Annotated in this window: 17 protein-coding genes; 11 read left to right on the top strand and 6 right to left on the bottom strand. The window is 58.0% G+C overall.

Translation table 11 applies throughout. From position 1 onward, the window contains the following. Window positions 1-223 precede the first annotated feature (223 nt). From egtB to AC1MEA_RS15670, 3 genes are all read left to right on the top strand, one after another. Window positions 224-2,371 (top strand): ergothioneine biosynthesis protein EgtB, encoded by a 2,148-nt coding sequence (egtB, locus tag AC1MEA_RS15680; RefSeq protein ID WP_480416699.1) that lies wholly within the window; start codon window positions 224-226, stop codon window positions 2,369-2,371. 156 nt (window positions 2,372-2,527) lie between these two features. Beyond that, on the top strand, window positions 2,528-3,607 hold the full coding sequence (locus tag AC1MEA_RS15675; protein ID WP_480416698.1) for an enoyl-CoA hydratase/isomerase family protein: 1,080 nt from the start codon (window positions 2,528-2,530) through the stop codon (window positions 3,605-3,607). A 3-nt stretch (window positions 3,608-3,610) separates the two neighbouring features. Beyond that, on the top strand, window positions 3,611-4,762 hold the full coding sequence (locus AC1MEA_RS15670; protein ID WP_480416697.1) for an acyl-CoA dehydrogenase family protein: 1,152 nt from the start codon (window positions 3,611-3,613) through the stop codon (window positions 4,760-4,762). An 84-nt stretch (window positions 4,763-4,846) separates the two neighbouring features. Here the strand turns inward: AC1MEA_RS15670 and AC1MEA_RS15665 are convergent, their stop codons facing one another. After that, window positions 4,847-10,114 carry a dermonecrotic toxin domain-containing protein gene (locus tag AC1MEA_RS15665; RefSeq protein ID WP_480416696.1) on the bottom strand — a complete coding sequence of 1,756 codons (5,268 nt, stop codon included), beginning with the start codon at window positions 10,112-10,114 and terminating at the stop codon, window positions 4,847-4,849. Window positions 10,115-10,258: 144 nt separating this feature from the next. Then, window positions 10,259-10,819 carry an NADPH-dependent FMN reductase gene (locus AC1MEA_RS15660; RefSeq protein WP_449634951.1) on the bottom strand — a complete coding sequence of 187 codons (561 nt, stop codon included), beginning with the start codon at window positions 10,817-10,819 and terminating at the stop codon, window positions 10,259-10,261. A 316-nt stretch (window positions 10,820-11,135) separates the two neighbouring features. Between AC1MEA_RS15660 and AC1MEA_RS15655 the strand changes: the two genes are divergently transcribed. Further along, entirely contained in the window at window positions 11,136-11,348 is a 213-nt protein-coding gene (locus tag AC1MEA_RS15655) for a hypothetical protein (protein ID WP_219061461.1), read from the top strand. 204 nt (window positions 11,349-11,552) lie between these two features. On the opposite strand, the gene AC1MEA_RS15650 is transcribed toward AC1MEA_RS15655, so the two are convergent. From AC1MEA_RS15650 to AC1MEA_RS15635, 4 genes are all read right to left on the bottom strand, one after another. Then, a complete protein-coding gene (locus tag AC1MEA_RS15650) occupies window positions 11,553-12,107 on the bottom strand; it encodes a GNAT family N-acetyltransferase (protein ID WP_219061462.1) in 555 nt (184 codons plus the stop codon). Window positions 12,108-12,135: 28 nt separating this feature from the next. After that, on the bottom strand, window positions 12,136-12,894 hold the full coding sequence (dnaQ, locus tag AC1MEA_RS15645) for a DNA polymerase III subunit epsilon (RefSeq protein WP_219061463.1): 759 nt from the start codon (window positions 12,892-12,894) through the stop codon (window positions 12,136-12,138). After that, window positions 12,887-13,354, bottom strand: a complete 468-nt coding sequence (rnhA, locus tag AC1MEA_RS15640) for a ribonuclease HI (protein ID WP_374028618.1) — start codon at window positions 13,352-13,354, stop codon at window positions 12,887-12,889. The genes dnaQ and rnhA overlap by 8 nt, the downstream gene beginning before the upstream one ends. A 71-nt stretch (window positions 13,355-13,425) precedes the next feature. After that, on the bottom strand, window positions 13,426-14,184 hold the full coding sequence (locus tag AC1MEA_RS15635; protein WP_219061464.1) for a class I SAM-dependent methyltransferase: 759 nt from the start codon (window positions 14,182-14,184) through the stop codon (window positions 13,426-13,428). 82 nt (window positions 14,185-14,266) lie between these two features. Here AC1MEA_RS15635 and gloB point away from each other — a divergent pair, with 82 nt between their 5' ends. The 7 genes from gloB (at window position 14,267) to AC1MEA_RS15600 (ending at window position 24,090) form a co-directional block, all read left to right on the top strand. Then, window positions 14,267-15,046 (top strand): hydroxyacylglutathione hydrolase, encoded by a 780-nt coding sequence (gene gloB, locus AC1MEA_RS15630; RefSeq protein ID WP_219061465.1) that lies wholly within the window; start codon window positions 14,267-14,269, stop codon window positions 15,044-15,046. Window positions 15,047-15,145: 99 nt separating this feature from the next. After that, on the top strand, window positions 15,146-16,570 hold the full coding sequence (locus AC1MEA_RS15625; RefSeq protein WP_480416695.1) for a lytic transglycosylase domain-containing protein: 1,425 nt from the start codon (window positions 15,146-15,148) through the stop codon (window positions 16,568-16,570). Window positions 16,571-16,708: 138 nt separating this feature from the next. After that, window positions 16,709-18,535, top strand: coding sequence for an extracellular solute-binding protein (locus AC1MEA_RS15620; protein WP_480416694.1), 1,827 nt, complete (start codon window positions 16,709-16,711; stop codon window positions 18,533-18,535). Next, a complete protein-coding gene (locus AC1MEA_RS15615) occupies window positions 18,532-20,382 on the top strand; it encodes an extracellular solute-binding protein (protein ID WP_480416693.1) in 1,851 nt (616 codons plus the stop codon). The genes AC1MEA_RS15620 and AC1MEA_RS15615 overlap by 4 nt, the downstream gene beginning before the upstream one ends. A gap of 1 nt (window position 20,383) precedes the next feature. Further along, the gene (locus tag AC1MEA_RS15610; RefSeq protein ID WP_219061469.1) at window positions 20,384-21,457 is read left to right on the top strand and encodes a microcin C ABC transporter permease YejB; all 1,074 of its coding nucleotides are present in this window, start codon (window positions 20,384-20,386) and stop codon (window positions 21,455-21,457) included. Window position 21,458: 1 nt separating this feature from the next. Then, a complete protein-coding gene (locus tag AC1MEA_RS15605; RefSeq protein ID WP_219061470.1) occupies window positions 21,459-22,478 on the top strand; it encodes an ABC transporter permease in 1,020 nt (339 codons plus the stop codon). A gap of 1 nt (window position 22,479) precedes the next feature. Then, window positions 22,480-24,090 carry an ABC transporter ATP-binding protein gene (locus tag AC1MEA_RS15600; RefSeq protein ID WP_219061471.1) on the top strand — a complete coding sequence of 537 codons (1,611 nt, stop codon included), beginning with the start codon at window positions 22,480-22,482 and terminating at the stop codon, window positions 24,088-24,090. Window positions 24,091-24,108 lie beyond the last annotated feature (18 nt).

Raw genomic sequence — 24,108 nt, 5'->3', positions numbered from 1 at the left:
GCCAGCGTTGGGTGAAACCGATTGAAACGAGCCTTGGGCTCGCTGATTCCACGCGTTCAGGAATACCCGGCAGCTTTTTATATTCCGCGATCCGACATTCGGTTTGAACATTACGCGCGCACCGCACATCACAGTTATTACCCCTGTCAGGGTGATCTTCAAAACCGAGGGTGTACAGGGCTGAACAACCCGACAGCCATTGAACTGCCGAAGAGAGGACCTGATGATTAGCACCTCAAGCGAGCGACGTAACATCCCCACCGGCAACGCGCGTCTCAAGCGCTATCTGTCTATTCGACGCAGGACCGAGCACCTGATCGCACCACTGAGTGCCGAGGACATGGTCGTTCAATCAATGCCTGACGCAAGCCCGGCCAAATGGCACATGGCCCATACCACGTGGTTCTTTGAGACGTTTCTGCTGGCTGAAAACGTTGTCGACTACCGCCCTTTCGATCCGGCATTCGGTTACCTGTTCAACTCGTATTACGACGCCGTCGGCCCGCGTCATCCCCGACCGCAGCGCGGGCTGATGACACGTCCGAGCGTGGACAGGGTGCTGGACTACCGCAAGCATGTGGACGAACACATGCGCACGTTGCTTGAGGCGGACATAACCACGGCCACTGCCGATTTGCTTGAGCTGGGTCTGGCCCATGAGGAACAGCATCAAGAATTGTTGCTGATGGACATCTTGCACCTGTTCAGCACCTCCTCGCTCAAGCCGACCTATGACCCTCGTTGGCCCAAAGACCTTTCCGGGCGTCGCGGCCGGTTCAAGCCGCTCAAGGGTGGACTGACGGAAATCGGCCACAAGGGCCAGGGCTTTGCCTTTGACAATGAAGGCCCCCGACACACCACCTACCTGCAACCCTTCGAAATCAGCGACCGCCTGGTGACCAACGGCGAATGGCTGGCGTTCATGGCGGACGGTGGTTACACCCAAGCCGGGCTATGGCTGTCGGACGGTTGGGCCGCAGTCCAGGAACATGGCTGGAATGCCCCACTTTATTGGCAATACGACGCGCCCGGCTGGCGCCAACTGACCTTACGCGGACTGGAAACCGTTGACCCGACAGCGCCAGTGATCAACATCAGCTATTACGAAGCGGCCGCCTTTGCCCACTGGGCTGATGCGCGTCTGCCGACAGAAGCCGAATGGGAAGCCGCCGCAGAGGCCGGACTGCTGGAGCAGGTGGATGACGTCGCCTGGCAGTGGACGCAAAGTGCCTACAGCGCCTACCCGGGGTTTCGCCCGGCTGCTGGCGCGGTGGGCGAGTACAACGGTAAATTCATGATCAACCTGATGGTCCTGCGCGGCGGGGCCAGTGTCACCTCCCCTGGTCACACCCGCACGACCTACCGCAACTTTTTCCACCCGGAAAAACGCTGGGTGTTTTCAGGCCTGCGCCTGGCCCGTGATGCCCGCCAGCCTGGCGCAGTGAACAGCCACGACAGCGAGTTCGCCCGCGATGTGATTGCCGGGTTGTCGGCGTCGGTGAAAAACCTGTCGCCCAAGTACTTCTATGACGCTGCTGGCTCCGAGCTGTTCGAGGCCATTTGCGAGACCGACGAGTACTACCCGACCCGCGCTGAAACCGCCCTCTTGACTCAAGTGGCCCAACAGCTTGCCAGTACGATTCCAGACGGTGCAGCGCTGGTGGAATTCGGCAGTGGTGCCTGCGAAAAAACCTGTCTGTTGCTTGATGCAGCACCGCAGCTCGCGTTGTATGTACCGATCGACATCAGCGCCAACGCATTGAAGAAGGCCGCCATACGACTGAAGAAGCGCTACCCGCAATTGAACGTCGTGCCGCAGATTGATGATTTCAGCCGCGCCCTGCAATTGCCGGCCGAGGTTGCCGGGCACATCTGCGTGGGATTTTTCCCCGGATCGACCATCGGGAACTTCACTCACGATCAAGCGGTGACGTTTCTGCGTTCAGCCCATACCTTGTTGGGCGATCAGGCACATTTCATCGTCGGGGTGGATCTGCTCAAGGACGCCGACATTCTGGTGTCCGCTTACGATGATGCCGAAGGTGTCACGGCGCGCTTCAACAAGAATCTGTTGACCCGTATCAACCGCGAACTCGACGGCGACTTCAACGTCGAGTCCTTCGACCATCTGGCGCTGTGGAACGAAACCGAGGCGCGCATGGAAATGCACTTGGTGAGCCGCCGCGAACACGTAGTCAAGGTCGCTGGACACACGTTCCACTTCAACACTGGCGAACGCCTGCACACCGAGAATTCACACAAGTTCAGCATCGAATCATTCACCGCGCTTGCCGCGAGCGCCGGGTGGTCGGTGAGCGATTCCTGGGTGAGCGAAGCACCGCAAGTGGCGCTGTTCAGTTTGAAGGCTTGAGGGCTCTTTGGCGCACCCCCTCTTTGGCCCATGCAAAAATGCCCAACCGCACTGCAGTATTCCCGATTGTCATTTGCAAATTTGCACTGGTAGCATCCGGGGGTCATTTCTCGCACCAGATGAGAAGCAGAACAATAAAGCAGCAGGGAGATAGCCATGACTGCCCAGGAATTATCCGTTGAAACTGGCAACGCCGTACTGGCCACAGTGCGTAACCATATCGGCCATCTGACCCTCAACCGCCCCGCTGGCTTGAACGCCCTCACCCTGGACATGGTCCGCATCCTGCAAAAACAGCTCGATGCCTGGGCTCAGGACGATGAGGTGTACGCCGTGGTCTTGCGCGGCAGCGGCGACAAGGCCTTCTGCGCCGGTGGCGATATCCGCTCGTTGTACGACAGCCACAAAAATGGCCTGAGTGTGCATCTGGACTTTTTCGTCGAGGAATACGCCCTCGACCTGGCCATCCACCGCTACCGTAAACCCGTATTGGCGCTGATGGATGGCTACGTACTTGGCGGCGGAATGGGCCTGGCCCAAGGCGCCGATTTGCGGGTGGTCACCGAACGCAGTCGACTGGCGATGCCGGAAGTCGCCATTGGTTACTTCCCGGACGTGGGCGGCAGTTATTTCTTGCCTCGAGTACCCGGCGAGTTGGGGATTTACCTTGGGGTCACGGGCGTACAGATTCGTGCGGCGGACGCACTGTATTGCGGGTTGGCAGACTGGTGCCTGAACAGCGAGGTTTTGCCGCAGCTGGACCAGCAACTGGACAGCCTGCTGTGGAATGGCAACGCGCTGAAGGATTTGCAAAGCCTGCTGGCAAAGAACGCCGTGCAGCAATTGCCCGATGCCCCGCTGAAAAAGCTGCGTCCGGTCATCGACCATTTCTTCAGCCAGCCGAACGTGCAGAGCATCATCGAACAACTGCGCGAAGTCACCGTGGCTAACAGCCACGACTGGGCGATGAGCACGGCGGCCTTGATGGAAAGCCGCTCGCCGCTGGCGATGTCGGTAACCCTGGAAATGCTGCGTCGCGGTCGCCGTTTGCCGCTTGAAGCCTGCTTCGCTCTGGAACTGCACCTGGATCGCCAGTGGTTCGAGCGCGGCGACCTGATCGAAGGGGTCCGCGCACTGATTATCGACAAAGACAAAAATCCACAGTGGAACCCACCCACCTTGCATGCGCTCAGTGCCGAGCATGTCCAGAGCTTCTTTAACGGCCATGAGGGCTAAGCCATGCACGACCTTGAACTGACAGAAGAACAGGTAATGATTCGCGACATGGCGCGCGACTTCACCCGCAACGAAATCGCACCCTATGCCCAGGCGTGGGAAAAAGCCGGCTGGATCGATGACGCCCTGGTCGCCAAAATGGGCGAGCTGGGCCTGTTGGGCATGGTGGTCCCGGAAGAATGGGGCGGCACTTATGTCGATTACGTGGCCTACGCACTGGCCGTGGAAGAAATTTCCGCAGGCGATGGCGCGACAGGTGCGCTGATGAGTATTCACAACTCGGTGGGCTGCGGCCCGGTGCTCAACTACGGCACCGAGGCGCAAAAGCAGACGTGGCTGGCCGAGTTGGCAAGCGGTCAGGCCATCGGCTGCTTTGCCCTGACTGAACCGCAGGCGGGCTCCGAAGCGCATAACCTGCGGACCCGCGCGGAGTTGCAGGGCGACGAATGGGTCATCAATGGCGCCAAGCAGTTCGTCAGCAACGGCAAACGCGCCAAACTGGCCATTGTCTTCGCCGTGACCGATCCCGAATTGGGCAAGAAAGGCCTGTCGGCATTTCTGGTACCGACCGACACGTCGGGCTTCGTGGTGGACCGTACCGAACACAAGATGGGCATTCGCGCGTCAGACACCTGCGCCGTGACCTTGAGCAACTGCCGCGTTCCCGCCGCCAACCTGCTGGGCGAGCGCGGCAAGGGCCTGGCCATTGCCCTGTCCAACCTCGAAGGCGGACGCATCGGCATTGCCGCACAGGCCCTGGGCATCGCCCGCGCTGCGTTCGAAGCCGCATTGGCGTATGCACGCGAGCGGGTGCAATTCGACAAGCCGATCATCGAGCACCAAAGCGTCTCCAATATGCTCGCCGACATGCACACCCAACTGAACGCTGCACGCCTGCTGATCCTCCACGCGGCGCGCCTGCGCAGCGCGGGAAAACCGTGCTTGTCAGAAGCATCGCAAGCCAAGCTGTTCGCATCGGAAATGGCTGAGAAAGTCTGTTCCAAAGCGATGCAGATCCACGGCGGCTATGGCTACCTGGAAGACTACCCGGTGGAACGCTATTACCGGGATGCGCGGATCACCCAGATCTACGAAGGCTCCAGTGAAATCCAGCGTTTGGTCATCGCCCGTGAGTTGCGGCACTACACGATTTGATTCGCCGGGATAAAAAGAGGTAAGGCGAGCCGCTTTAAAAAGCGGCTCTTTTTCAATGCAACCTCGATGCACCCGACAAGCGAGTCAAGCGGCGAAGCGTTGGCGCCCCAACAACGTGACGAGAAGGCCCAAAGAGTCAGCGTTTCCCAGCATGATTTCGCTGCGTTTTTCAGCATCGGCCAGAAAAACCGGGCGAGCGTCTGCCAGGGTTGTTTTTCCAGTGACGCTCAGAACAAATTGCTTACCTTCCCCTTCATCATTGATGTCTTGCCACTGGCCGTTTTTAAAGTGCTTGAACAGCTGACTGATGGGGGTCCGATGCGAAAGATAGCGGTGATGCAATTCCTCCAGATCGGATTTGATCCGAATCTGGTCCGGCGTGTCGGTGGCCAACAAATCGAGGAAAGGGGCCGTGGCCTCCAGGTAAGCGATATCGTGCGTATCATTGCTCAGGTGAGACAGCTCGTGGAGGAGTGCAGCGGCCCGATAATGGGATCTCAGATTGAAACCCGCGCTGCCAACGGCTGGACGCTTGAGGTGATATTTCGACGCTTCGAAAAACTGCTCACTCAGGTAGATACGCTGGAGTGGGTCAGTTTTTAGCGTGAACGCGACAGTCGTTTCGTGCCCTGCACGGTTCACCCCCAGGACAAACCGGGGTGAAGAATAGGGTGCCAAAGAGGCATCCATCGCGGCGTTGAACAAGCCCGTTGTCGACTTTTTGATGGCGTCGACAAGCCCGGCACTCGGCGTCTGTACACCAAAGAACTCGCAAATGATTTTGTTGACCTGTGCATCGAGCGGTGCGGCAGGCGTCCGTACGTTCAGGTTTTCCAGGCAGGTCTCGAGATAGCGTTTGGTCTGCAGATGGGCGCGACCAATCCTGCGCGCGTGGTCTCGATACCCCAGACGTATCGCGGGCATTCCACTGGCCAGAACGTCGAACTCATGATTGACCGCTGCGTCGATTTCACTGAGGGTGAAAGCATCAGACGATTTGGGCCGAGTGAGAAGCCCTCCTCCCCCCCTCAGCCCCCAACGCACATTGAGTTCCCATTGCTGATGATCATTGAGTTTCAGGTTCGGCCCGACGTTGTCACCACTGACAATGTGCCAGGCCCCCTCATCCCGCATTTCTACCTGATAAACCTTGCCGGCAACGGCCGCATATTTTTTCAGCGTCAAGGGCGCCTGGTAAAGGTTGTACAGCTCATCTTTCATCAAGTCGCTCAATGCGATATCGGACACTTCGAACGCCTGCAAACGGACTTTTACGTCTGCGGGCAATTGAGCATTTCGCCATGAGAATGCTAGCGGCGAGTCAAGATCACTCAGCACCTCAGTGGCGGGATCGTCGACCTCCAGCGCCTCCAACGCTGAATGCTTGGCCGAAACAAAAACGGCCAAAGCAGCGGTAAACTCCGACACTGCCTCACCCCAGTGTCGACTGGCGGCCGAGGTGGCTGATGATTGAAACAACGATAGCCCTTGCCAGTTAGCAGCCAGCAGGCCGAGATCGCCGGGCAGAAAAATAAGGACTTGCTCGGCCTGAAGCGTCATCAGATACGTGAACGACTCCCAATCTGCCTGGGCGGTGGTCACTGCCTGCTTTTTCGCCATTTCCTTGAGTACGCTCACGGCATCACTAAACAGATACTGCAAAACGTTGCCTTCGACCGGGTCGCTGTCCAGGGTGACAGGCCCCAATGGAAACATTGGAAAATCCGTATAGAACTCGGTACTCCACACCGGAGGCAGAAGGAAGCTGTGATGCCCATAACGCGTCTGCACCTCGGGTGTGACACGCTGCATGAGTTGAGCCTGCAGACTGCTCGAGTTACGTATGTCCCACAGCAGGCTGGCGTTGTCGGCGTACTCCTTGAAGCAAAAATTCTGGTTAAAAATCGAATACAGGATCACCGGCCCCTGAGATGAGTCCTTTGGGCCTATGACGTAAAAACCGGGCACACTGTCGGCCGTGGCGCCCGCCTGCGCGATCAGTCGAAGCGGACACAGGATAATGTCCTCTTCATGTACGGTTTGCCGGGCAAGACCATCGGGCATCTCCATCAGGCCCTCTATGTAATCGTAAGCGCTGGCACTGAGCTGCCCTTCAAGCTTTTTCTGAAGAGCCGTTTCGATCATCAGCGCTGGCCACTGTTTGAAAAATAAACGTCTGCGGAGACTGTGGTCCGAATGACTGTTGTCCAGCTTTTGCGCCAGCAGTTTTTGATAATGCGCCCCCACATCCAGCGTGTGGATCAATTCCCGAAGGTAAGCGGGCGTCAACAGCACGGTAGCCGGACTCTCTTCAGCAGAACTCACCGCCAGGCTCGCCCCCTGGATCGTCGAAAAATGATTAAGCGAGTATTCGGTCAATGTTTCGGTGTTGACGTCGGTCACAGCCGGTAGAAAAGAAGGCGTCTGCCCCGTTCCCACCGGAGTTCCAACATAGCGCGTAAGGGTTATCTGCAAGGTGTCCGGGTCAAATGACTGACCGGGAAAATCGATACGCAACTGGCCGAGTATTTTTTCGCGGGCGTACGCCTTTAGATAAGGAATGCCGAATAAAAAATCTTTTTCCGGATCACCGACCCGAAAGTAACGCTTGAGCACGTCGACATAGCTCTGCAAGTCATCAATCGAGGCTTTTTTTAACCAGTCCGGCATTTGCGCTTCGAACAGGGCACTCTGAATCGCGCCTGACATGGCATCCAGCGCTGCATCCATCTGGTCATCGGCCTGGGCAGCGGTCATGAGGTTACTGAACAGTTTCGTCTCTAGACGGCAGTCCGTGGCGAATTGAACCGCGTGCTCGATAGCTTTGCATTGCCGGTCCTGCTCGACCCGTTGCAACTGCTCAATGAAATGCTCATCCAACGGAATGGTGTCGATAGACATCCGCTTGCGATCGGTGTGCGCCAGATGTTTGCGGATCATGCCCTTTTCAGGCTCGGGAAAAAGATTCAGCCACTGTTCGCGGTGATGAGTGTTCGTCAGCTTCGCATTCAATAACCGCTTGAGATCAAAAAGTGAGTCAAATCGTCGTATACCCAACAATGGAGACCAGAGCACTACACCCGTGGGGGCGAGTGAGGGTTGATGCAGCATGAAAAGGTTGGTCATCTGCACCGATGGGAGATTCTCGTCATAGGTGTACGACAGGGCGCAAACTTCGACGATAGCGTCGCCAAATACGCGGCGCAGGCTGTGCACGGGGTAGTTCAGTACTTGCTCAAGCATGACCTGCCCTGGCTGATCGAGTTCGTCCAGACGTCCCTCCAGGTTCAGCTCCAGGCGAAGCAGTGCTGCGGTTATCTCGCACGACAACGCACGGGGGTCCAATTGTGAATTGACCTGACGCAGAGCATGCGTGTGGAACCGCCTGGTCTGGCGTGCCAGCGCTGCGGAAAACCGGGCATGTGCGTATTTCAGCAGATGATTGACCAACGCAGGCGTCAGCAGTGTGCTGGGGCCCGTCTGCGCAACCGTTACCGGGGCAAGGATAATCTGATTGTCGACGTGCACATCGACCACTCGATGACCGCTCACCCGGTCGAGCAGCAGGGTGATCAGATCGACTGGGGGCGTTGTCGCACTGACTACGCCAGGTCGGGCTTCTGCAGTGTTTCTCAGGGCCTCGACAGGCAGTGCCTCAATGAGCTGCACGTGAATATCCTTAGCATCCAGACGGCCATCACAAAGGATGGCCAACTGCCTGTTCAGCACATCGCGAGCGCAGGACTCGATACTCGGGTGCGCTTTCCAGATAAGTAGGGATGCATCATCAAGCGTCTGCATCCGCTCCAGCCAGGATGGACTGTGCGTGGCCGCCACGGCCTTGGCAGGTGATGGTACCAGTGGGACCGAGGGTGCCAGGAGCCATGCTTCACCGAACGTGCCCGGTACCTCGCGCCATCGACCGCCGCCGCCAAGCCGCGACAGGCGATGGTCAATCAGATGACGGATATCCAGCGCATCGTCAATCATGACGGCTGCCAGATCGCGGCCCCTGCGAGGCTGACCGATAACGAAAGCCAGATTACGGTTCTGTAAGGCGATGACCGAGTCAATTCGATCCAGAAACAAGGGCCTGTCGATGTTTTCAAACGCCAACCGCAACCTGGCCGCCGTACGCACCCGAGCGTGATCCTCCAGCGACAGGTAGTGAAGCAGTTCCAAGCGTCCTTCACTTGTGGAGAAGTAATCGTTCAATTCCGTTCGATTTCGAAAAGAACACAGCCCCTTTTCCGCTGAATAGAGCAGCAGTTCCGACAGCGACGGCACAACCGACTCAATCGTAAACACGCCCGCCAGCTCCGACGGAGCTCGATTATCAAGAGACAGCGTGAGCTTCCTGAGGTGAACCTGACCGCCATCGCCCCATTGCTCAAGAGACGGATCCAGCAGTGAGCTGACTCGTCGAAACTCATGAGCGTCGAGCGTGGCGTCGTGCCTGCGTGCCAGCAGCGCCTGTCGGAAGCATTCGGACAACGCCGCGGCAACGTACTCACGACGCGTCTGGCCATGACCTACCGGAGACCACCAAAAATGACCCAGTCGACTATCAAAAGACGCGTTCAGTCCCTTGACCGTATCAGACAGTGCTTGTCGTTGAGGTTGCGCCGCCAGTGAGTCAAGGGTAGTACCCAGCGGACCCAGAAAGCGGTGCTCAGCACCTTGCGGCAATTCCCGGCCGATGTACTCGTCCAGTGCCGCATCCACGAGCGACTGGACGCCCGTGACGTCTTTCACCGACGACTGCGTTGTTGACTGGATGATCTGCAGAATGTGCGTCGAAGGATCGATCATTGTCTCGGGCACCGCGACCTTGAACTGCTCTTGCAGGGCATATTTCAGTACCGCTTGCAGTGAGGGTGTCTGCTCTAAATGCTGGGCCAGCTCAACGACTTTTTCCACTTGGTGATCGATGATTTTCAGCATCCGAAACTCAAACAACGGCTCGTCGATCAATTGATTTTCGAACGCCGGCACGTCATTTGTTTGCGATCCGAAACGTTTTAGTAATTTGACCAGCAGTTGTTCCCGATCCTCGAATCGCTCCAGGCCATACAGCAGGGTACTCAGGTAAACGGTGGTGTCGCTCGATGGGTAGCTGATTAACACGGCCGCAGCCAGTTCAACGTCAGTGGGCAGACCACCGGTTTTGATCACGCTGTCCAGCCGCGGTGGTATCACCGTCCCGCCCAGAACAGGGGGACTCACCAGCGTTCGCAACCAGCGTGCTTCGTCCTCGTCTATACGTTCGGCGAGGACGGCGTCGCTCAGGTCTTGGGTAAATCGTTGTTTGAGTGATTCAGTATGGAAATACGGATGAGAGGGGGATGTCATGGCAAGTTTCCTTTTGCGCTGAAAACCACCACGCAGAACGAATTCCGCAACGGTGGTTGAACGTGAAAGAGAAACTTACCGAATTACCTCGCCTGCCCTGCGTTACATAATGCAAGGCAGGCGCTGGCGCACCGCCTTTAGGCGTTAAACCTTCTTATGCAGCTCAACCCATGCCGCAAACGCGTTGATGAACGTTTGCAGGAAGGGTTTGGTTTGCTCCGACACCGTGCCCGCCGCATCGAAAAAAGTCCCGGCGTTGCCCAGGTAGGCCTCCGGTTGCTGCATGCACGGTACGTTGAGAAAAACCAGCGATTGACGCAAATGATGGTTGGCGCCAAAACCGCCGATGGCACCCGGCGAGGCACTGACTACCGCCCCCGGCTTGCCGCCCCAGGCACTTTTGCCATACGGGCGCGAACCCACGTCGATGGCGTTTTTCAGGACGCCCGGTACCGAACGGTTATATTCCGGGGTGACGAACAGCACGCCATCGGCTGCACTGATTTGCTGGCGAAAGGCCGTATAGGCGGCCGGAGGAGAATCGATATCGATATCTTCGTTATAGAGGGGCAAATCGCCAATTTCGACGATATTCAGCTTCAGGCTGCTGGGTGCCAACGCGACCAACGCGCGCGCAACCTTACGGTTGATCGAGTCTTTTCTCAGACTGCCGACAACAACAGCGATCGTATAGACCTGGCTCATGAAGATTTCCGCTCACTGATTAAAGGAGGTGTAAGTTATAGATGAAGTCGCCCATTAAGTCTGGTTTTCAGGTCCGACCATTGCGCTTGAACTGTTGAAAACACCACGCAGAGCCACTGGCTGCTCACAGGACAAACGGCTCAGACTATTTTTTTAGCACTGGAAAACTAGCCTGAAAAACAGCGGTCTGACAGATATGGGTGTAGCAACTGAACCAATTCGTTCAGACTTACCTTACAAGCGGGCATCGATTGTCGGCGCGCAGTGTTAGCATGTCAGCGCAAATGAGCGGTTATCTCCAGAGGTTACAAAGCAAATGGCTTCAGTTCTCGTCCGACATTTTCATGCAAGAGATGCGGAAGGCCGCGTCTACTCGGTGCATGAATTCCAGGAATCACAGCCCGATGCGGCCAGCGGCACGGAGCCAGTTTCGACCTACCGTCTGGCCATTGGCGATCGAGTCAATCACTTGGGCGGAGACGACTTCGAGTTGCTTCAGTCCGGCGTAAAAATGACCCGCACTCCCTGACCCGGGAGCGATGCGTCGTTGACTGTGCTGAATCGTCAGGCTACCTGTGCGCCGCTTTAACGCCCGGCACTCGCATGGGCGCACGCGGCGATTCAGGTCCCTCTTTCGGGCATGATCAAATTGCCGCGTTTGCGCTTACTGTAAATCCAAATCGCTATCACCCTCCCCGCATGACCCAGGAATAACGTTCAGCAATTTCTGGCGTTAATCTTCAAACACCAAGTACCAGAAAATCGCGGCTTCCCGTGTTTCAGGATCGATAGCCCGATACAGCATGTGATCGATGCCACCCATCACAAAGCCGCAACGCTCGTAGAGCTTGCAGGCCGCCAGATTATTGTTTTGAGTTTCAAGCATCAGGCCCGGCAGGCTGTGCTTGCGGCTCCAGAACTGCGCGACATCCAGCAGTGACCTTGCCACCCCCTGGCGACGCGCCGAAGCGTCCACCGCCAGTTCGTCCACATGGGCAAAGCCATTCCAGTGAATGCTGAGCACCACATGGCCCACAGCCCGCTCGCCTAGCCAGGCCACCAACACCGTGCTGCCAGCAGCGTCCCGGTAATGGCAGAACTCCTGGGAATCAATCCCGTAATTCTTGCTATAGGGTTCGACGGGGTCAATTTCCCAGGAGTCGACACGCTGACCCACCTGCGCCAACGCATAGCCGCTGACGGTGAAGGTGAACTCGCTGTTGAGGATGTAATCCTCGAAGCACTCATCCGCGACTCGAATGGACAGTGCCGGGTTTGCCTGAGTCATGACACCACTGCGTTATCGGAGAATGAGGTTACTGGGGAGTTTGCGCTTGAGCCTCTTGCAACTGCACCCACAACGCTGGCGCACCGGCAGATTTCGCAATGGCCGCCATGCGCACGTCGTGTTCAGCCATTTCGCTATCACTGGCCCGGATCACCCGCGCCGGTTGCCGATCCGCTGGCAGACGGCGAATTTCACTGGCAGTGTTGCCCGACCCTTCGCCCGAGCCATTGCCGTCGGTCGCATTGCCCGCCAGAGACAGGCTGGTCTGCCCGCCGGTCATGGTCAGGTATACGTCGGCAAGGATCTCGGCATCGAGTAACGCGCCGTGCAATTCACGGCCGGAGTTGTCGACACCATAACGCTTACACAGTGCATCGAGGCTGTTGCGCTGACCAGGATGACGCTCCCGGGCCATCGCCAAGGTGTCGAGGATGGTGCAATGCTGGGTGATATCAGCCTTGTCACGCTGCCCCATCAGAGCGAATTCGTTATTGATGAAACCGACGTCGAACGCCGCGTTGTGGATGATCAGCTGCGCGCCCTTGATGAACTCGAAAAACTCCTCCGAGACTTCATTGAAGCGCGGCTTGCCCACCAGGAACTCGTTGGTGATGCCGTGGACCCCAATGGCGCCCTCGTCGCTCTCGCGATCCGGCTGCAGGTACACGTGAAAATGCCGCCCGGTCAGACGGCGGCCGATCAACTCAACGCAACCGATCTCGATGACCCGGTGGCCATCGGTAACGGGCATACCGGTGGTTTCGGTATCGAGTACGACACTACGCATGTTTGATGCCTCTCACTTCGTCTACACCGCGGTTGGCCAACTGATCGGCGCGTTCGTTGCCGTCATGGCCGGTGTGCCCACGTACCCACTTCCAGGTCACGGTATGGCGATTGACTTGCTCATCGAGCAACTGCCACAAGTCGGCATTTTTCACCGGTTGCTTGGCCGCAGTTTTCCAGCCGCGTTTCTTCCAGTTGACCAGCCACTCCTTCATGCCCTTCATGACATATTCGGAGTCGGTAACAACCAGAACGTTGCAGTGTCGCTTGAGCTCTTCAAGACCACGGATGGCAGCGGTCAGCTCCATCCGGTTGTTGGTGGTATTGGCTTCGCCACCCCACAGTTCTTTTTCGACACCCTTGCACACCAACAAGGCGCCCCAGCCGCCAGGGCCTGGATTACCTTTACAGGCGCCGTCGGTGAAGATTTCAACGCTTTCGCTCACTACAACCGTTTCCATCAAACCTTCCATCGAGCTTTCCACCGAACGTTTATCGACAAACCATCAACCGGTTTGTCTTGCGTGACGCTTTACGGCTGCGGATTGCGCCGATTGACCTTGGCCATCGGCAATGGCAGCAGTTTGCCCATGGGCTCACGCCGCACCTGACGCACAGGACGCAGACCGACCACGATCTTGCGTGCCACCAATAAATAGAAGCCGCCGCCGGGACTTTGCCAACCGTCGCCGAGGCGTTCCAGCCCGGCCAGTCGTGCTTGCCAGGCCGCTGAAGCAAGCGGCGGACGATAGCACCCGAAGCGTCGTTTCTCCAGCGCAAAGCCCAGCAGGTTCAACCAGTCCGCCACCCGCGACGGCGAAATACAGCGGGCCTTGCGCAAGGCATCATGAGCGAAAACATGCCGCAACCCCCAGGCGCTCCACGGGTTGATCCCGATAATCAAAAGATGTCCACCGGGGCGCACACTGCTGGCCGCTTCACGCAGCAAGCCGTGAGGCGACAGACAGAAATCCAGGCCATGCTGCATGACCACAACGTCAGCCGCATGCTCGCTCAGGGGCCAGGCCTGTTCTTCACAGACGATTTCCACACCGGGCAAAGGTGCACCCAGACGAACGTTACGCTGGACCTGTTTTGCCGCTGGCGGCGTTTCGGCAGAAGGGCCGTAATGCACCAGATAGCCGCCAAAAAAACGGCCCAGCTCATCTTCGAGTACTCGCCGCTCTTCCTCCAGCAGCAGTTGCCCGACCGGTCCGGACAGCCACTCACGGGCCGAGCTGATCAGCGCAAGCCATTCAGGATCAGCCTGGGCGAAAGCTTTATCAGTCATTTGTGTTCTCCATGAGGGCACTCGCGTAGAACCTCTATAGACCCTAAGATGCACCATTGTTTCCCGCTTAGCGAACTGCGCCATGATACAGATCGATGCCCTGCCCGCTTTCACTGACAACTACATTTGGTTGTTACAAAACACTGCCAGCCGATGCTGCGCGGTGGTCGATCCTGGCGATGCCGCACCGGTTCTGGCCTGGCTGGAACAGCACCCGGGTTGGCAGCTCAGCGACATTCTGGTCACCCACCACCATTTCGATCATGTCGGCGGCGTCGAGCAACTGAAAAAAGCTACTGGCGCCCGGGTACTGGGTCCTGCGGCCGAAAACATCCCGGCGCGAGACGTCGCGCTTAACGACAACGACACGATCAGCGTACTCGGCCTGACCTTTGCGGTGTACGCCGTGCCCGGTCATACCCTGGGCCATATCGCCTTCTACCACGACGACCCGACCGCGCCGTTGCTGTTTTGCGGCGACACCCTGTTCGCGGCAGGTTGCGGCCGACTGTTCGAAGGCACACCCGAGCAAATGCATCAGTCATTGAGTCGTCTGGCGGCGCTGCCGGACAGCACACTGGTGTATTGCACGCATGAGTACACCCTGAGCAATCTGCGCTTCGCCCAAGCGGTAGAACCGGGTAATTGCGACATCGCCGAACGCTTCGCCCAAGTGAGCCAATGGCGCAGTGAAAACCGGATCAGCCTGCCTTCCAATTTAGCCCTGGAACGACGCACCAACCCATTCATTCGGACCCATGAAACATCCGTTAAAGAAAAAGCAGACGAACGGACCGGCACGGACAATCAGTCGCCAAGTGCTATTTTTGCTAGCTTGCGTGCTTGGAAAGATAAGTTCTAAGAGCTATCTTGATCGGCATAGAAATTCTGAAAGGTTGACCGTTGGCTGGGTGGTTCCTAGAATCGCCCGACATTTTCGCCTGGAACTACCCCCCAGCCAATGTCGTCATCCATACGCAAAGCCATCAATTCAGACGCATTGACCCGACTGGTCCAGGCTATCGCCGTGGCCCTGAGCGTGACGCTGGCTGGCTGTCAGACCACCCGCCAAATCGACTCTGTCAGCACCCACCGCGCGCCGAATCTCGCCGCCGGCACCAAGCAAAAACCCATTTTCCTCAGTGACAAGCCGACCCCGCTGGTACCTCAGGATGTCTGGGAGCGGATGCGTCAGGGCTTCCAGTTGCAAGAAGGCAACGGCCAGAACCCACGTATCGATCAACAACGTCTATGGTTCGCCAACAATCCATCCTTTCTGGAAAACGCTGGCGAACGCGGCAGCCTCTACATGCATTACATCGTAGAGCGCCTCGAAGAACGCAACATGCCCCTGGAGCTGGCCTTGCTCCCGGTGATCGAGAGCGCCTACAACCCCTTGGCCTATTCACGCAGCGATGCGGTGGGCCTGTGGCAGTTCATTCCATCGACCGGGCGTTACTTCAATCTTCGCCAGACCAGCTTTTACGACGGCCGTCGTGACATTACCGCCTCGACCATCGCCGCCCTGGACTACCTGACACGCCTGCACGACATGTTCAACGGTGACTGGCTATTGGCGTTGGCTGCCTATAACGCTGGCGAAGGTACCGTCAGCCGGGCCATCGAACGCAACCAGAAGCTCGGCCTGCCCACTGATTACTGGAACCTGCCCCTGCCGCAGGAAACTCAGGATTACGTGCCCAAGTTCCTCGCATTGTCGCAAGTGGTGCTCGCACCGGAAGCCTACGGCGTCAACCTTAATCCGATTGCCAACCAGCCCTACTTCCAGGTCGTTGAGCTCAACCAACGCATGAACCTGTCAAAGGTCGCTGCCATGGCGGATATCGACGAAGACGAACTGTTCCAGCTCAACCCGGCGTTCAAGAAACGCATGACCGTCGACGGTCCACAGCATTTGCTGGTGCCGACCGCCAAGGCGCAGCTGCTGACCGCCAGCCTGTCGAACATGAAACCGCAAGAACTGGCGGACTGGCAGCAATACCGCGGCACTGGCGACACGCTGGCCAGCCGTGACAAACCCACGCGAAGCCGCAGCTACAGGGTGAAAAAGGGCGATAACCTGGTGGCCATCGCCAAAGCCAACAAAGTCGAGGTAAAGGACCTGCAGCACTGGAACCAGGTATCCGGTCAAAACCTGAAAGTCGGGCAGACCCTGGTCATGCAGGACATGATCAGCCCCAAGGGTAAAGCCAAAGGCAAAGGCAGCAACAAGAAGTCGACCCAGTACACGATACGCAAAGGCGATTCGATGTACATGGTGGCCAAACGTTTCAACGTCGAGATGGAGCATCTCCAACGCTTGAACCCGCGTAGCGGCCACGCCCTCAAACCAGGCCAGACCCTGACCGTGTATCAGGCCCCTTGAGATCCACTGGCTCCCGCCCCTAAATAACCAGGCGGGAGACGCCGCAAAGGGCCACCCGGGAGGTGGCCTTTTTCCAACGGATACAAGCTGTTACTGTACCGTCCAAGAAGCCCAAGCCTCCTGGATCGAATCTCCGACTTGATACGCCTCCTCCTGTTATTCACCTTGGTCTTGAGCTTTTCCGCAGGCGCAACCATCAGCGAAAGCCATGGTTACGCGCAGTTCGGTGTACTCAAGTACCCAGCCAGCTTTACCCATTTCGACTGGGTCAATCCCGAGGCGCCGAAAGGCGGCACCTTGCGGATGATGGCATTTGGCACTTTCGATACGCTCAACCCTTACACCTTCAAGGGCAGCAGCCCGATTTCGACGCCCAACTTTCTGCAGTACGGGGTCAACGAGCTCAACGAACCGTTGATGGTCGGCACCGGTCAGTACGACCCTTCCGGCGACGAACCTACCTCCAGCTACGGCCTGATCGCGCAAACCGTCGAATACAGCGAAGACCGCAGTTGGGTGGTCTTCAACCTGCGCCCGCAGGCGCGTTTCCACGACGGCAAACCGATCACCGCGTATGACGTGGCGTTCTCCTACCGGTTGCTGCTCAAGGAAGGCCATCCGCAATACCGCACCGCCCTGCAGGAAGTGCAGCGGGTCGACATTCTTGGCCGCCATCGCATCCGCTTCGTCTTCAAACGCGCCGGCAACCCCTTGCTCATCCTGCGCCTCGGCGAACTGCCGGTATTGCCCCAGCACTACTGGAAGGATCGCGACTTCAAGGCCACCACCTTCGAACCACCCGTGGGCAGTGGTCCTTATCGGATTACCAAGGTGCAACCCGGACGGCAACTGGTGTTCGAGCGGGTCAAGGACTGGTGGGGCAAGGATCTGGCGGTGAACCGTGGCAAGTACAACTTCGATCGGGTCGACGTGGAGTTCTACCGCGACAGCGATGTGGCATTCGAAGCATTCAAAGCCGGTGAGTTCGATATCTATATCGAGCATCAGGCCAAAAACTGGTCCAACGGCTACACCTTTCCGGCGATCGCCCGTGGTGAGGTGATCAAGGCGCAGATCCCGCACAAGATTCCAACCCAGACCCAAGGGTTGTTCATGAACACCCGGCGCGGCACCTTCGCCGACGTCAAGGTGCGCGAGGCGCTGGGGCTGATGTTCAATTTCGAGTGGACCAATCGTGCGCTGTTCAGCGACGCCTATACTCGCTCGACAAGTTATTACCCCAACAGCGAATTCTCCGCGACCGGCCTGCCGACCGGTCGCGAATGGTTGATGCTGTCGCCCTGGCGCGATCAGTTGCCGTCAAACCTGCTCACCCAGCCATACACGGTGCCAAAGACCGATGGCGGTGGCATTCCCCGGGAAACCCTGCGCAAGGCGCTCGGTCTGTTTGCCGAAGCGGGCTGGAAGTTGTCGGATCAGCGACTGCTCAATCGCAACGGCCAGCCCCTGCGCTTCGAAATCTTGCTGGTCAATCCCAACCTCGAGCGGATTCTGCAGCCTTACATCGAGGACCTCTCTCGCCTCGGGATCGACGCCCGCTTACGGACGGTAGATCGCGCCCAGTACAAGCAGCGCCTGGACCAGTTCGATTTCGACATGATCTTGATGACCCTGAACCAGAGCCTCAGCCCCGGTCTTGAGCAATGGCAGTACTTTCACTCCAGCCAGGCAGGGATCAAAGGCAGCAAAAATTACGCCGGCGTATCCAGCCCTGTGGTCGACAGCCTGCTCAATCAATTACTGGCGGCACAAACACGCGACGAACAGCTCGCCGCAGCCCGCGCCTTGGACCGGGTGTTGCTCTGGCAGCACTACAGCATCCCCAACTGGTACCTCGATTATCATCGACTGGCGTACCGCAACCGGTTCGCCCTGACCACCACCCCGCCCTACACTCTGGGTTTGCGTGCGTGGTGGCTCAAGCCTTCGGAGAAAACCCAATGATTGCTATGCGCTCCCTGCTGATGCGGGCCAGCGGCATGTTGCTGATGAGCGTGGCCTGCGTAGCCCTGGCCGCCCCCGAACACGCAGTGACCCTGTACAACGAGGCGCCGAAATACCCCGCCAATTTCAAACACTTCGATTACGTCAATCAGGACGCACCCAAGGGCGGCAGCTTTCGGCAGGCCGGCTTTGGCGGCTTCGACAGCCTCAACCCCTTTATCAACAAAGGCGTGCCGGCTGACGACATCGGCATGATTTACGACACCCTGACCCGCCACAGTCTGGATGAACCCTTTACCGAATACGGCCTGATTGCCGGCAAAATCGAAAAAGCGCCGGACAGTAGCTGGGTGCGTTTCTATTTGCGCCCCGAAGCCCACTTCCATGATGGCCATCCCATCCGCGCCGAAGACGTGGTGTTCAGCTTCCAGACGCTGATCAAGAACGGTGCCCCGATGTATCGGGGCTACTACGCAGACGTTGATCAGGTCATCGCCGAAGACCCTCTGCGCGTGCTGTTCAAGTTCAAGCGCAACAACCGCGAGTTGCCGCTGATCCTCGGCCAACTGCCGGTCCTGCCCAAGCACTGGTGGGAAAATCGCGACTTCGCCAAAGGCAATCTGGAAATCCCGTTGGGCAGCGGCCCGTACAAGGTGGCTGAAGTCAAAGCCGGGCGCTCGATTCGTTACGAGCGGGTCAAGGACTACTGGGGCAAGGACCTGCCGGTTAACCGTGGTTTTTACAACTTCGACACCCTGTCCATCGATTACTATCGAGACAACACCGTCGCCCTTGAAGCACTCAAAGCCGGGCAATTCGATTATTGGCTCGAAACCAGCGCCAAGAACTGGGCCACGGCTTACAACACGCCGGCCGTCACCGCCGGTCGGCTGATCAAGGAAGAAATCCCCAACGGTAACCCTACCGGCATGCAAGGGTTTGTCTTCAATCTGCGGCGCCCTATATTTCAGGACGTGCGGGTGCGTGAAGCGTTGAACCTGCTGCTGGATTTCCAGTGGACCAACAAGCAGTTGTTCAACGGCGCCTACACCCGGACCAAAAGCTACTTCGACAATTCGGACATGGCCTCCAGCGGCTTGCCGAGTAAAGACGAACTGGCCGTACTCGAGCCGTTGCGCGGCACCATTCCTGACCGGGTGTTCACTGACGAGTTCAAGTTGCCGGTCACCGACGCCAGCGGCATGATTCGCCCCCAACAGCGTAAAGCCTTTCAACTGCTGCAAGAGGCCGGCTGGAGGATCGTCGGCGACAAGATGGTCGACGCCCAAGGCAAGCCAGTGACCCTTGAGTTCTTGTTGGCGCAGACCGAATTCGAACGCATCCTGCTGCCCTTCAAACGCAACCTCAGCGACCTCGGCATCGATCTGGTGCTGCGTCGGGTCGACGTATCGCAATACGTAAACCGTTTGCGTTCGCGTGACTTCGACCTGATTGTCAGCGGCTTTCCGCAATCCAGCTCACCCGGCAACGAACAACGCGAGTATTGGCACTCCTCCAGCGCCGAAAAGCCCGGCAGCCGCAACTTCATCGGCCTCAAAGACCCGGCCATCGATAGCCTGGTCGACGGACTGATCGATGCCGACTCGCGGCAAAGCCTGATCACCCACGCCCGGGCGCTGGACCGCGTGCTGCTTTGGGGCTACTACGTGATCCCCAACTGGCACATCAAAACCTGGCGCGTGGCGTACTGGGACCATATCGGTCACCCCAAGGTGACACCGCTGTTCGACGTCGCCACCTCGACCTGGTGGATAAAACCCGACGCCAAACCGGCCAACCCGGCACAACCCCCTGAGCAAGCCGAGCCGGCGAGCGTGGAGCAATAAGATGCTGGCTTACATTTTTCGGCGTTTGCTGCTGATCATTCCGACGCTGTTCGGCATTTTGCTGATCAACTTCGTGATCATCCAGGCGGCGCCCGGTGGTCCGGTGGAGCAGATGATCGCCAAGATCGAAGGCTTCGATGGCGCAACCAGTCGCATTGCGGGCGGTGGCGCAGAGGTGTCGGTGGCAGGCTCCAGTTATCGCGGTGCGCAAGGGCTTGATCCGGCACTGGTGAAGGAAATCGAACACCTGTATGGCTTCGACAAGTCTGCGCCAGAACGCCTGTGGATCATGATCAAGAACTACGCCACGCTGGATTTCGGCGACAGTTTTTTCCGCGATGCCAAAGTGATCGATCTGATTATCGAGAAGATGCCGGTGTCCATTTCCCTTGGGCTGTGGAGCACCTTGATCATGTACCTGGTATCGATCCCGCTGGGGATCGCCAAGGCGACACGTCACGGTAGCCACTTCGATGTCTGGACCAGCTCGGCGATCATCGTCGGGTACGCCATCCCGGCCTTCCTGTTTGCCATTCTGCTGATCGTGGTGTTCGCTGGCGGCAGTTATTTCGACTGGTTCCCCTTGCGCGGCCTGACCTCGAACAACTTCGCCGAGCTGAGCTGGGGCGGTAAAGTCTTCGATTACTTCTGGCACCTGACGTTGCCTGTCACTGCGCTGGTGATCGGCAACTTCGCGACCATGACCCTGCTGACCAAAAACAGCTTTCTCGACGAGATCGGCAAGCAGTACGTCATCACCGCCAAGGCCAAGGGCCTGAGCCAGCATCGCGTGCTGTACGGCCATGTGTTTCGTAACGCCATGCTATTGGTGATCGCAGGTTTCCCTTCGGCCTTCATCAGCATTTTCTTCACCGGCTCGCTGCTGGTGGAAGTGATCTTCTCCCTCGACGGCTTGGGTTTGATGAGTTTCGAGGCGGCCATCAACCGCGACTATCCAGTGGTCTTCGGCACGTTGTTTCTTTTTACCCTGCTCGGGCTGGTGGTGAAATTGATCGGTGACATCACGTATACGCTGGTTGATCCACGTATCGACTTCGAAAGCAGGGAGAATTGATATGACCCTCTCTCCTCTCAATCGCCGGCGCTTCGAGCGCTTCAAGGCCAACAAGCGCGGATGGTGGTCACTGTGGTTGTTCCTGGTTCTGTTCGGCCTGAGCCTGGGCGCCGAACTGATCGCCAACGACAAGCCGCTGGCCGTGCGCTATGACGGCGAGTGGTATTTTCCGGTGTTCAAGCGCTATCCCGAAACGGTCTTCGGCGGCGAGTTTCCGCTGGAAGCGAATTACAAAAGCCCCTACATCAAGGAGCTGCTGGCAGCGAAGAACGGTTGGACCCTGTGGGCACCGATCCCCTACAGCTACCAGAGCATCAATTACGACCTGAAAGTCCCGGCCCCCGGCCCGCCCTCGCGAGACAACTACTTTGGCACTGACGATCAAGGCCGCGATGTGCTTTCACGGGTCATCTATGGCTTCCGCATTTCCGTGCTGTTTGCGCTGACCTTGACCGTACTCAGTTCGATCATCGGCGTCGTCGCGGGCGCCCTGCAGGGTTTTTATGGGGGGTGGGTGGATCTGCTGGGGCAACGCTTCCTGGAAGTCTGGTCCGGGCTGCCGGTGTTGTACCTGCTGATCATCCTCGCCAGCTTCGTCCAGCCTAATTTCTGGTGGCTGTTGGGCATCATGCTGCTGTTTTCATGGATGAGCCTGGTGGACGTGGTACGCGCCGAGTTCCTGCGTGGGCGTAATCTGGAATATGTACGCGCCGCACGGGCATTGGGCATGCAAAACGGGGCGATCATGTTCCGCCACATCCTGCCCAACGCCATGGTCTCGACCATGACCTTTATGCCCTTCATTCTCACGGGCGCCATTGGCACCCTGACCGCCCTGGACTTCCTCGGTTTTGGCTTGCCAGCCGGTTCCCCGTCGCTGGGTGAATTGGTGGCCCAAGGCAAATCCAACCTCCAGGCCCCCTGGCTTGGGATCAGCGCCTTCGCCGTGCTGGCCCTGATGCTCAGCCTTCTCGTGTTCATTGGCGAATCCGCCCGCGACGCTTTCGACCCAAGGAAATGAGATGAACAAGGACAATTTGATCGAAGTCCGCGATCTCGCCGTCGAGTTCGTTACCGGCGAGCAGGTCCATCGCGTGGTCGAAGGCATCAACTTCGATATCCGTCGGGGCGAAACCCTGGCGCTGGTCGGCGAAAGCGGTTCTGGCAAGTCAGTCATCGCGCACTCGTTTCTGCGCCTGCTGCCCTACCCGCTGGCGCGCCATCCCAGCGGGACCATCTACTACGCCGGACATGACCTGCTGACGCTGAGCGAGAAAAGGTTGCGCGCGATCCGTGGCAACCGGATCGCTATGGTTTTCCAGGAGCCGATGACCTCGCTTAACCCGCTGCAGTCCATTGAGAAGCAAATCAATGAAGTACTTGGCCTGCATAAAGGTTTGCAGGGCAAGGCGGCCACCCTGCGCACACTGGAGCTGCTTGAGCTGGTAGGCATAACCGAGCCCGAGAAACGACTCAAAGCCCTGCCACACGAGCTCTCAGGCGGCCAGCGACAGCGTGTGATGATCGCCATGGCCTTGGCCAATGAGCCTGAACTGCTGATCGCCGACGAACCGACCACCGCACTCGACGTCACGGTACAGCTGAAAATCCTCAAATTACTCACCGAACTGCAGGCCCGACTGGGCATGGCGCTGCTCCTGATCAGCCATGATCTGAACCTGGTTCGAAGAATTGCGCATCGGGTATGTGTCATGCAGCACGGTCGCATCGTCGAACAAGCGTCATGTGAGGAGCTGTTCCGTTCACCTCAGCATCCGTACACGCAAGAATTGCTGGGGGCCGAGCCCAGTGGTGGCCCGGTGGACAACGTTGCAGGCGCACCGCTGCTCGAAGTCGATGACTTGCGGGTGTGGTTTCCGATCAAGAAAGGCCTGTTCAAAAAAACCGTCGATCATGTCAAAGCGGTCGACGGCATCACCTTCAGCCTGCCCCAAGGGCACACCCTGGGGATTGTCGGTGAAAGCGGCTCGGGCAAGTCGACGCTAGGCCTGGCGATTCTTCGGCTGATCGGTAGCAAGGGCGCCATACGGTTTCAAGGCAAAACGCTAGACTGCCTGACGCAACAGGAGATTCGTCCGCTACGTCGGCAAATGCAGGTGGTGTTTCAGGACCCTTTCGGCAGCCTGAGCCCGCGCATGTGTGTAGGCGAAATCGTGGGTGAGGGCCTGCGCATCCACGGCATGGGCACAGAGGCCGAACAGGAACTCGCCATCATCGAAGCGCTCAAGGAGGTAGGGCTGGACCCGGAAACCCGGTACCGCTACCCCCACGAATTTTCCGGTGGGCAACGGCAGAGAATCGCCATTGCCCGGGCATTAGTGTTAAAACCGGCGCTGATTGTGCTGGACGAGCCCACCTCGGCGCTCGACCGGACCGTTCAGCGCCAAGTAGTTGAGCTACTGCGCTCACTGCAAAAAAAGTACAACCTGACCTATTTGTTTATCAGCCATGACCTGGCGGTAGTCAAAGCGCTTAGCCACCAGTTGATGGTGGTCAAGCAGGGGAAAGTCGTTGAACAGGGTGCGGCGCGCAGCATTTTTGCCGCACCGCAACATACCTATACACAGCAGCTGCTGGAAGCCGCCTTTTTGGCGCCGGTAGCTGTCGATTAACCTGAAGAGGAACAACAC

The sequence above is a fragment of the Pseudomonas sp. ASL8 genome (genome assembly GCF_056680355.1).
Note: the sequence above shows the minus strand (reverse complement) of the source record. Positions and strands in the feature narration are given on the sequence as shown.

Excerpts from the sequence above, each read along its gene's own strand:
- AC1MEA_RS15600 (WP_219061471.1), top strand. The coding sequence starts at position 22,480 with ATGAACAAGGACAATTTGATCGAAGTCCGCGATCTCGCCGTCGAGTTC.
- AC1MEA_RS15675 (WP_480416698.1), top strand. The coding sequence starts at position 2,528 with ATGACTGCCCAGGAATTATCCGTTGAAACTGGCAACGCCGTACTGGCC.
- AC1MEA_RS15615 (WP_480416693.1), top strand. The coding sequence starts at position 18,532 with ATGATTGCTATGCGCTCCCTGCTGATGCGGGCCAGCGGCATGTTGCTG.
- AC1MEA_RS15665 (WP_480416696.1), bottom strand. The coding sequence starts at position 10,114 with ATGACATCCCCCTCTCATCCGTATTTCCATACTGAATCACTCAAACAA.
- AC1MEA_RS15660 (WP_449634951.1), bottom strand. The coding sequence starts at position 10,819 with ATGAGCCAGGTCTATACGATCGCTGTTGTTGTCGGCAGTCTGAGAAAA.
- rnhA (WP_374028618.1), bottom strand. The coding sequence starts at position 13,354 with ATGGAAACGGTTGTAGTGAGCGAAAGCGTTGAAATCTTCACCGACGGC.
- AC1MEA_RS15625 (WP_480416695.1), top strand. The coding sequence starts at position 15,146 with ATGTCGTCATCCATACGCAAAGCCATCAATTCAGACGCATTGACCCGA.
- AC1MEA_RS15670 (WP_480416697.1), top strand. The coding sequence starts at position 3,611 with ATGCACGACCTTGAACTGACAGAAGAACAGGTAATGATTCGCGACATG.
- AC1MEA_RS15605 (WP_219061470.1), top strand. The coding sequence starts at position 21,459 with ATGACCCTCTCTCCTCTCAATCGCCGGCGCTTCGAGCGCTTCAAGGCC.
- AC1MEA_RS15610 (WP_219061469.1), top strand. The coding sequence starts at position 20,384 with ATGCTGGCTTACATTTTTCGGCGTTTGCTGCTGATCATTCCGACGCTG.
- gloB (WP_219061465.1), top strand. The coding sequence starts at position 14,267 with ATGATACAGATCGATGCCCTGCCCGCTTTCACTGACAACTACATTTGG.
- AC1MEA_RS15655 (WP_219061461.1), top strand. The coding sequence starts at position 11,136 with ATGGCTTCAGTTCTCGTCCGACATTTTCATGCAAGAGATGCGGAAGGC.
- AC1MEA_RS15650 (WP_219061462.1), bottom strand. The coding sequence starts at position 12,107 with ATGACTCAGGCAAACCCGGCACTGTCCATTCGAGTCGCGGATGAGTGC.
- egtB (WP_480416699.1), top strand. The coding sequence starts at position 224 with ATGATTAGCACCTCAAGCGAGCGACGTAACATCCCCACCGGCAACGCG.
- dnaQ (WP_219061463.1), bottom strand. The coding sequence starts at position 12,894 with ATGCGTAGTGTCGTACTCGATACCGAAACCACCGGTATGCCCGTTACC.
- AC1MEA_RS15635 (WP_219061464.1), bottom strand. The coding sequence starts at position 14,184 with ATGACTGATAAAGCTTTCGCCCAGGCTGATCCTGAATGGCTTGCGCTG.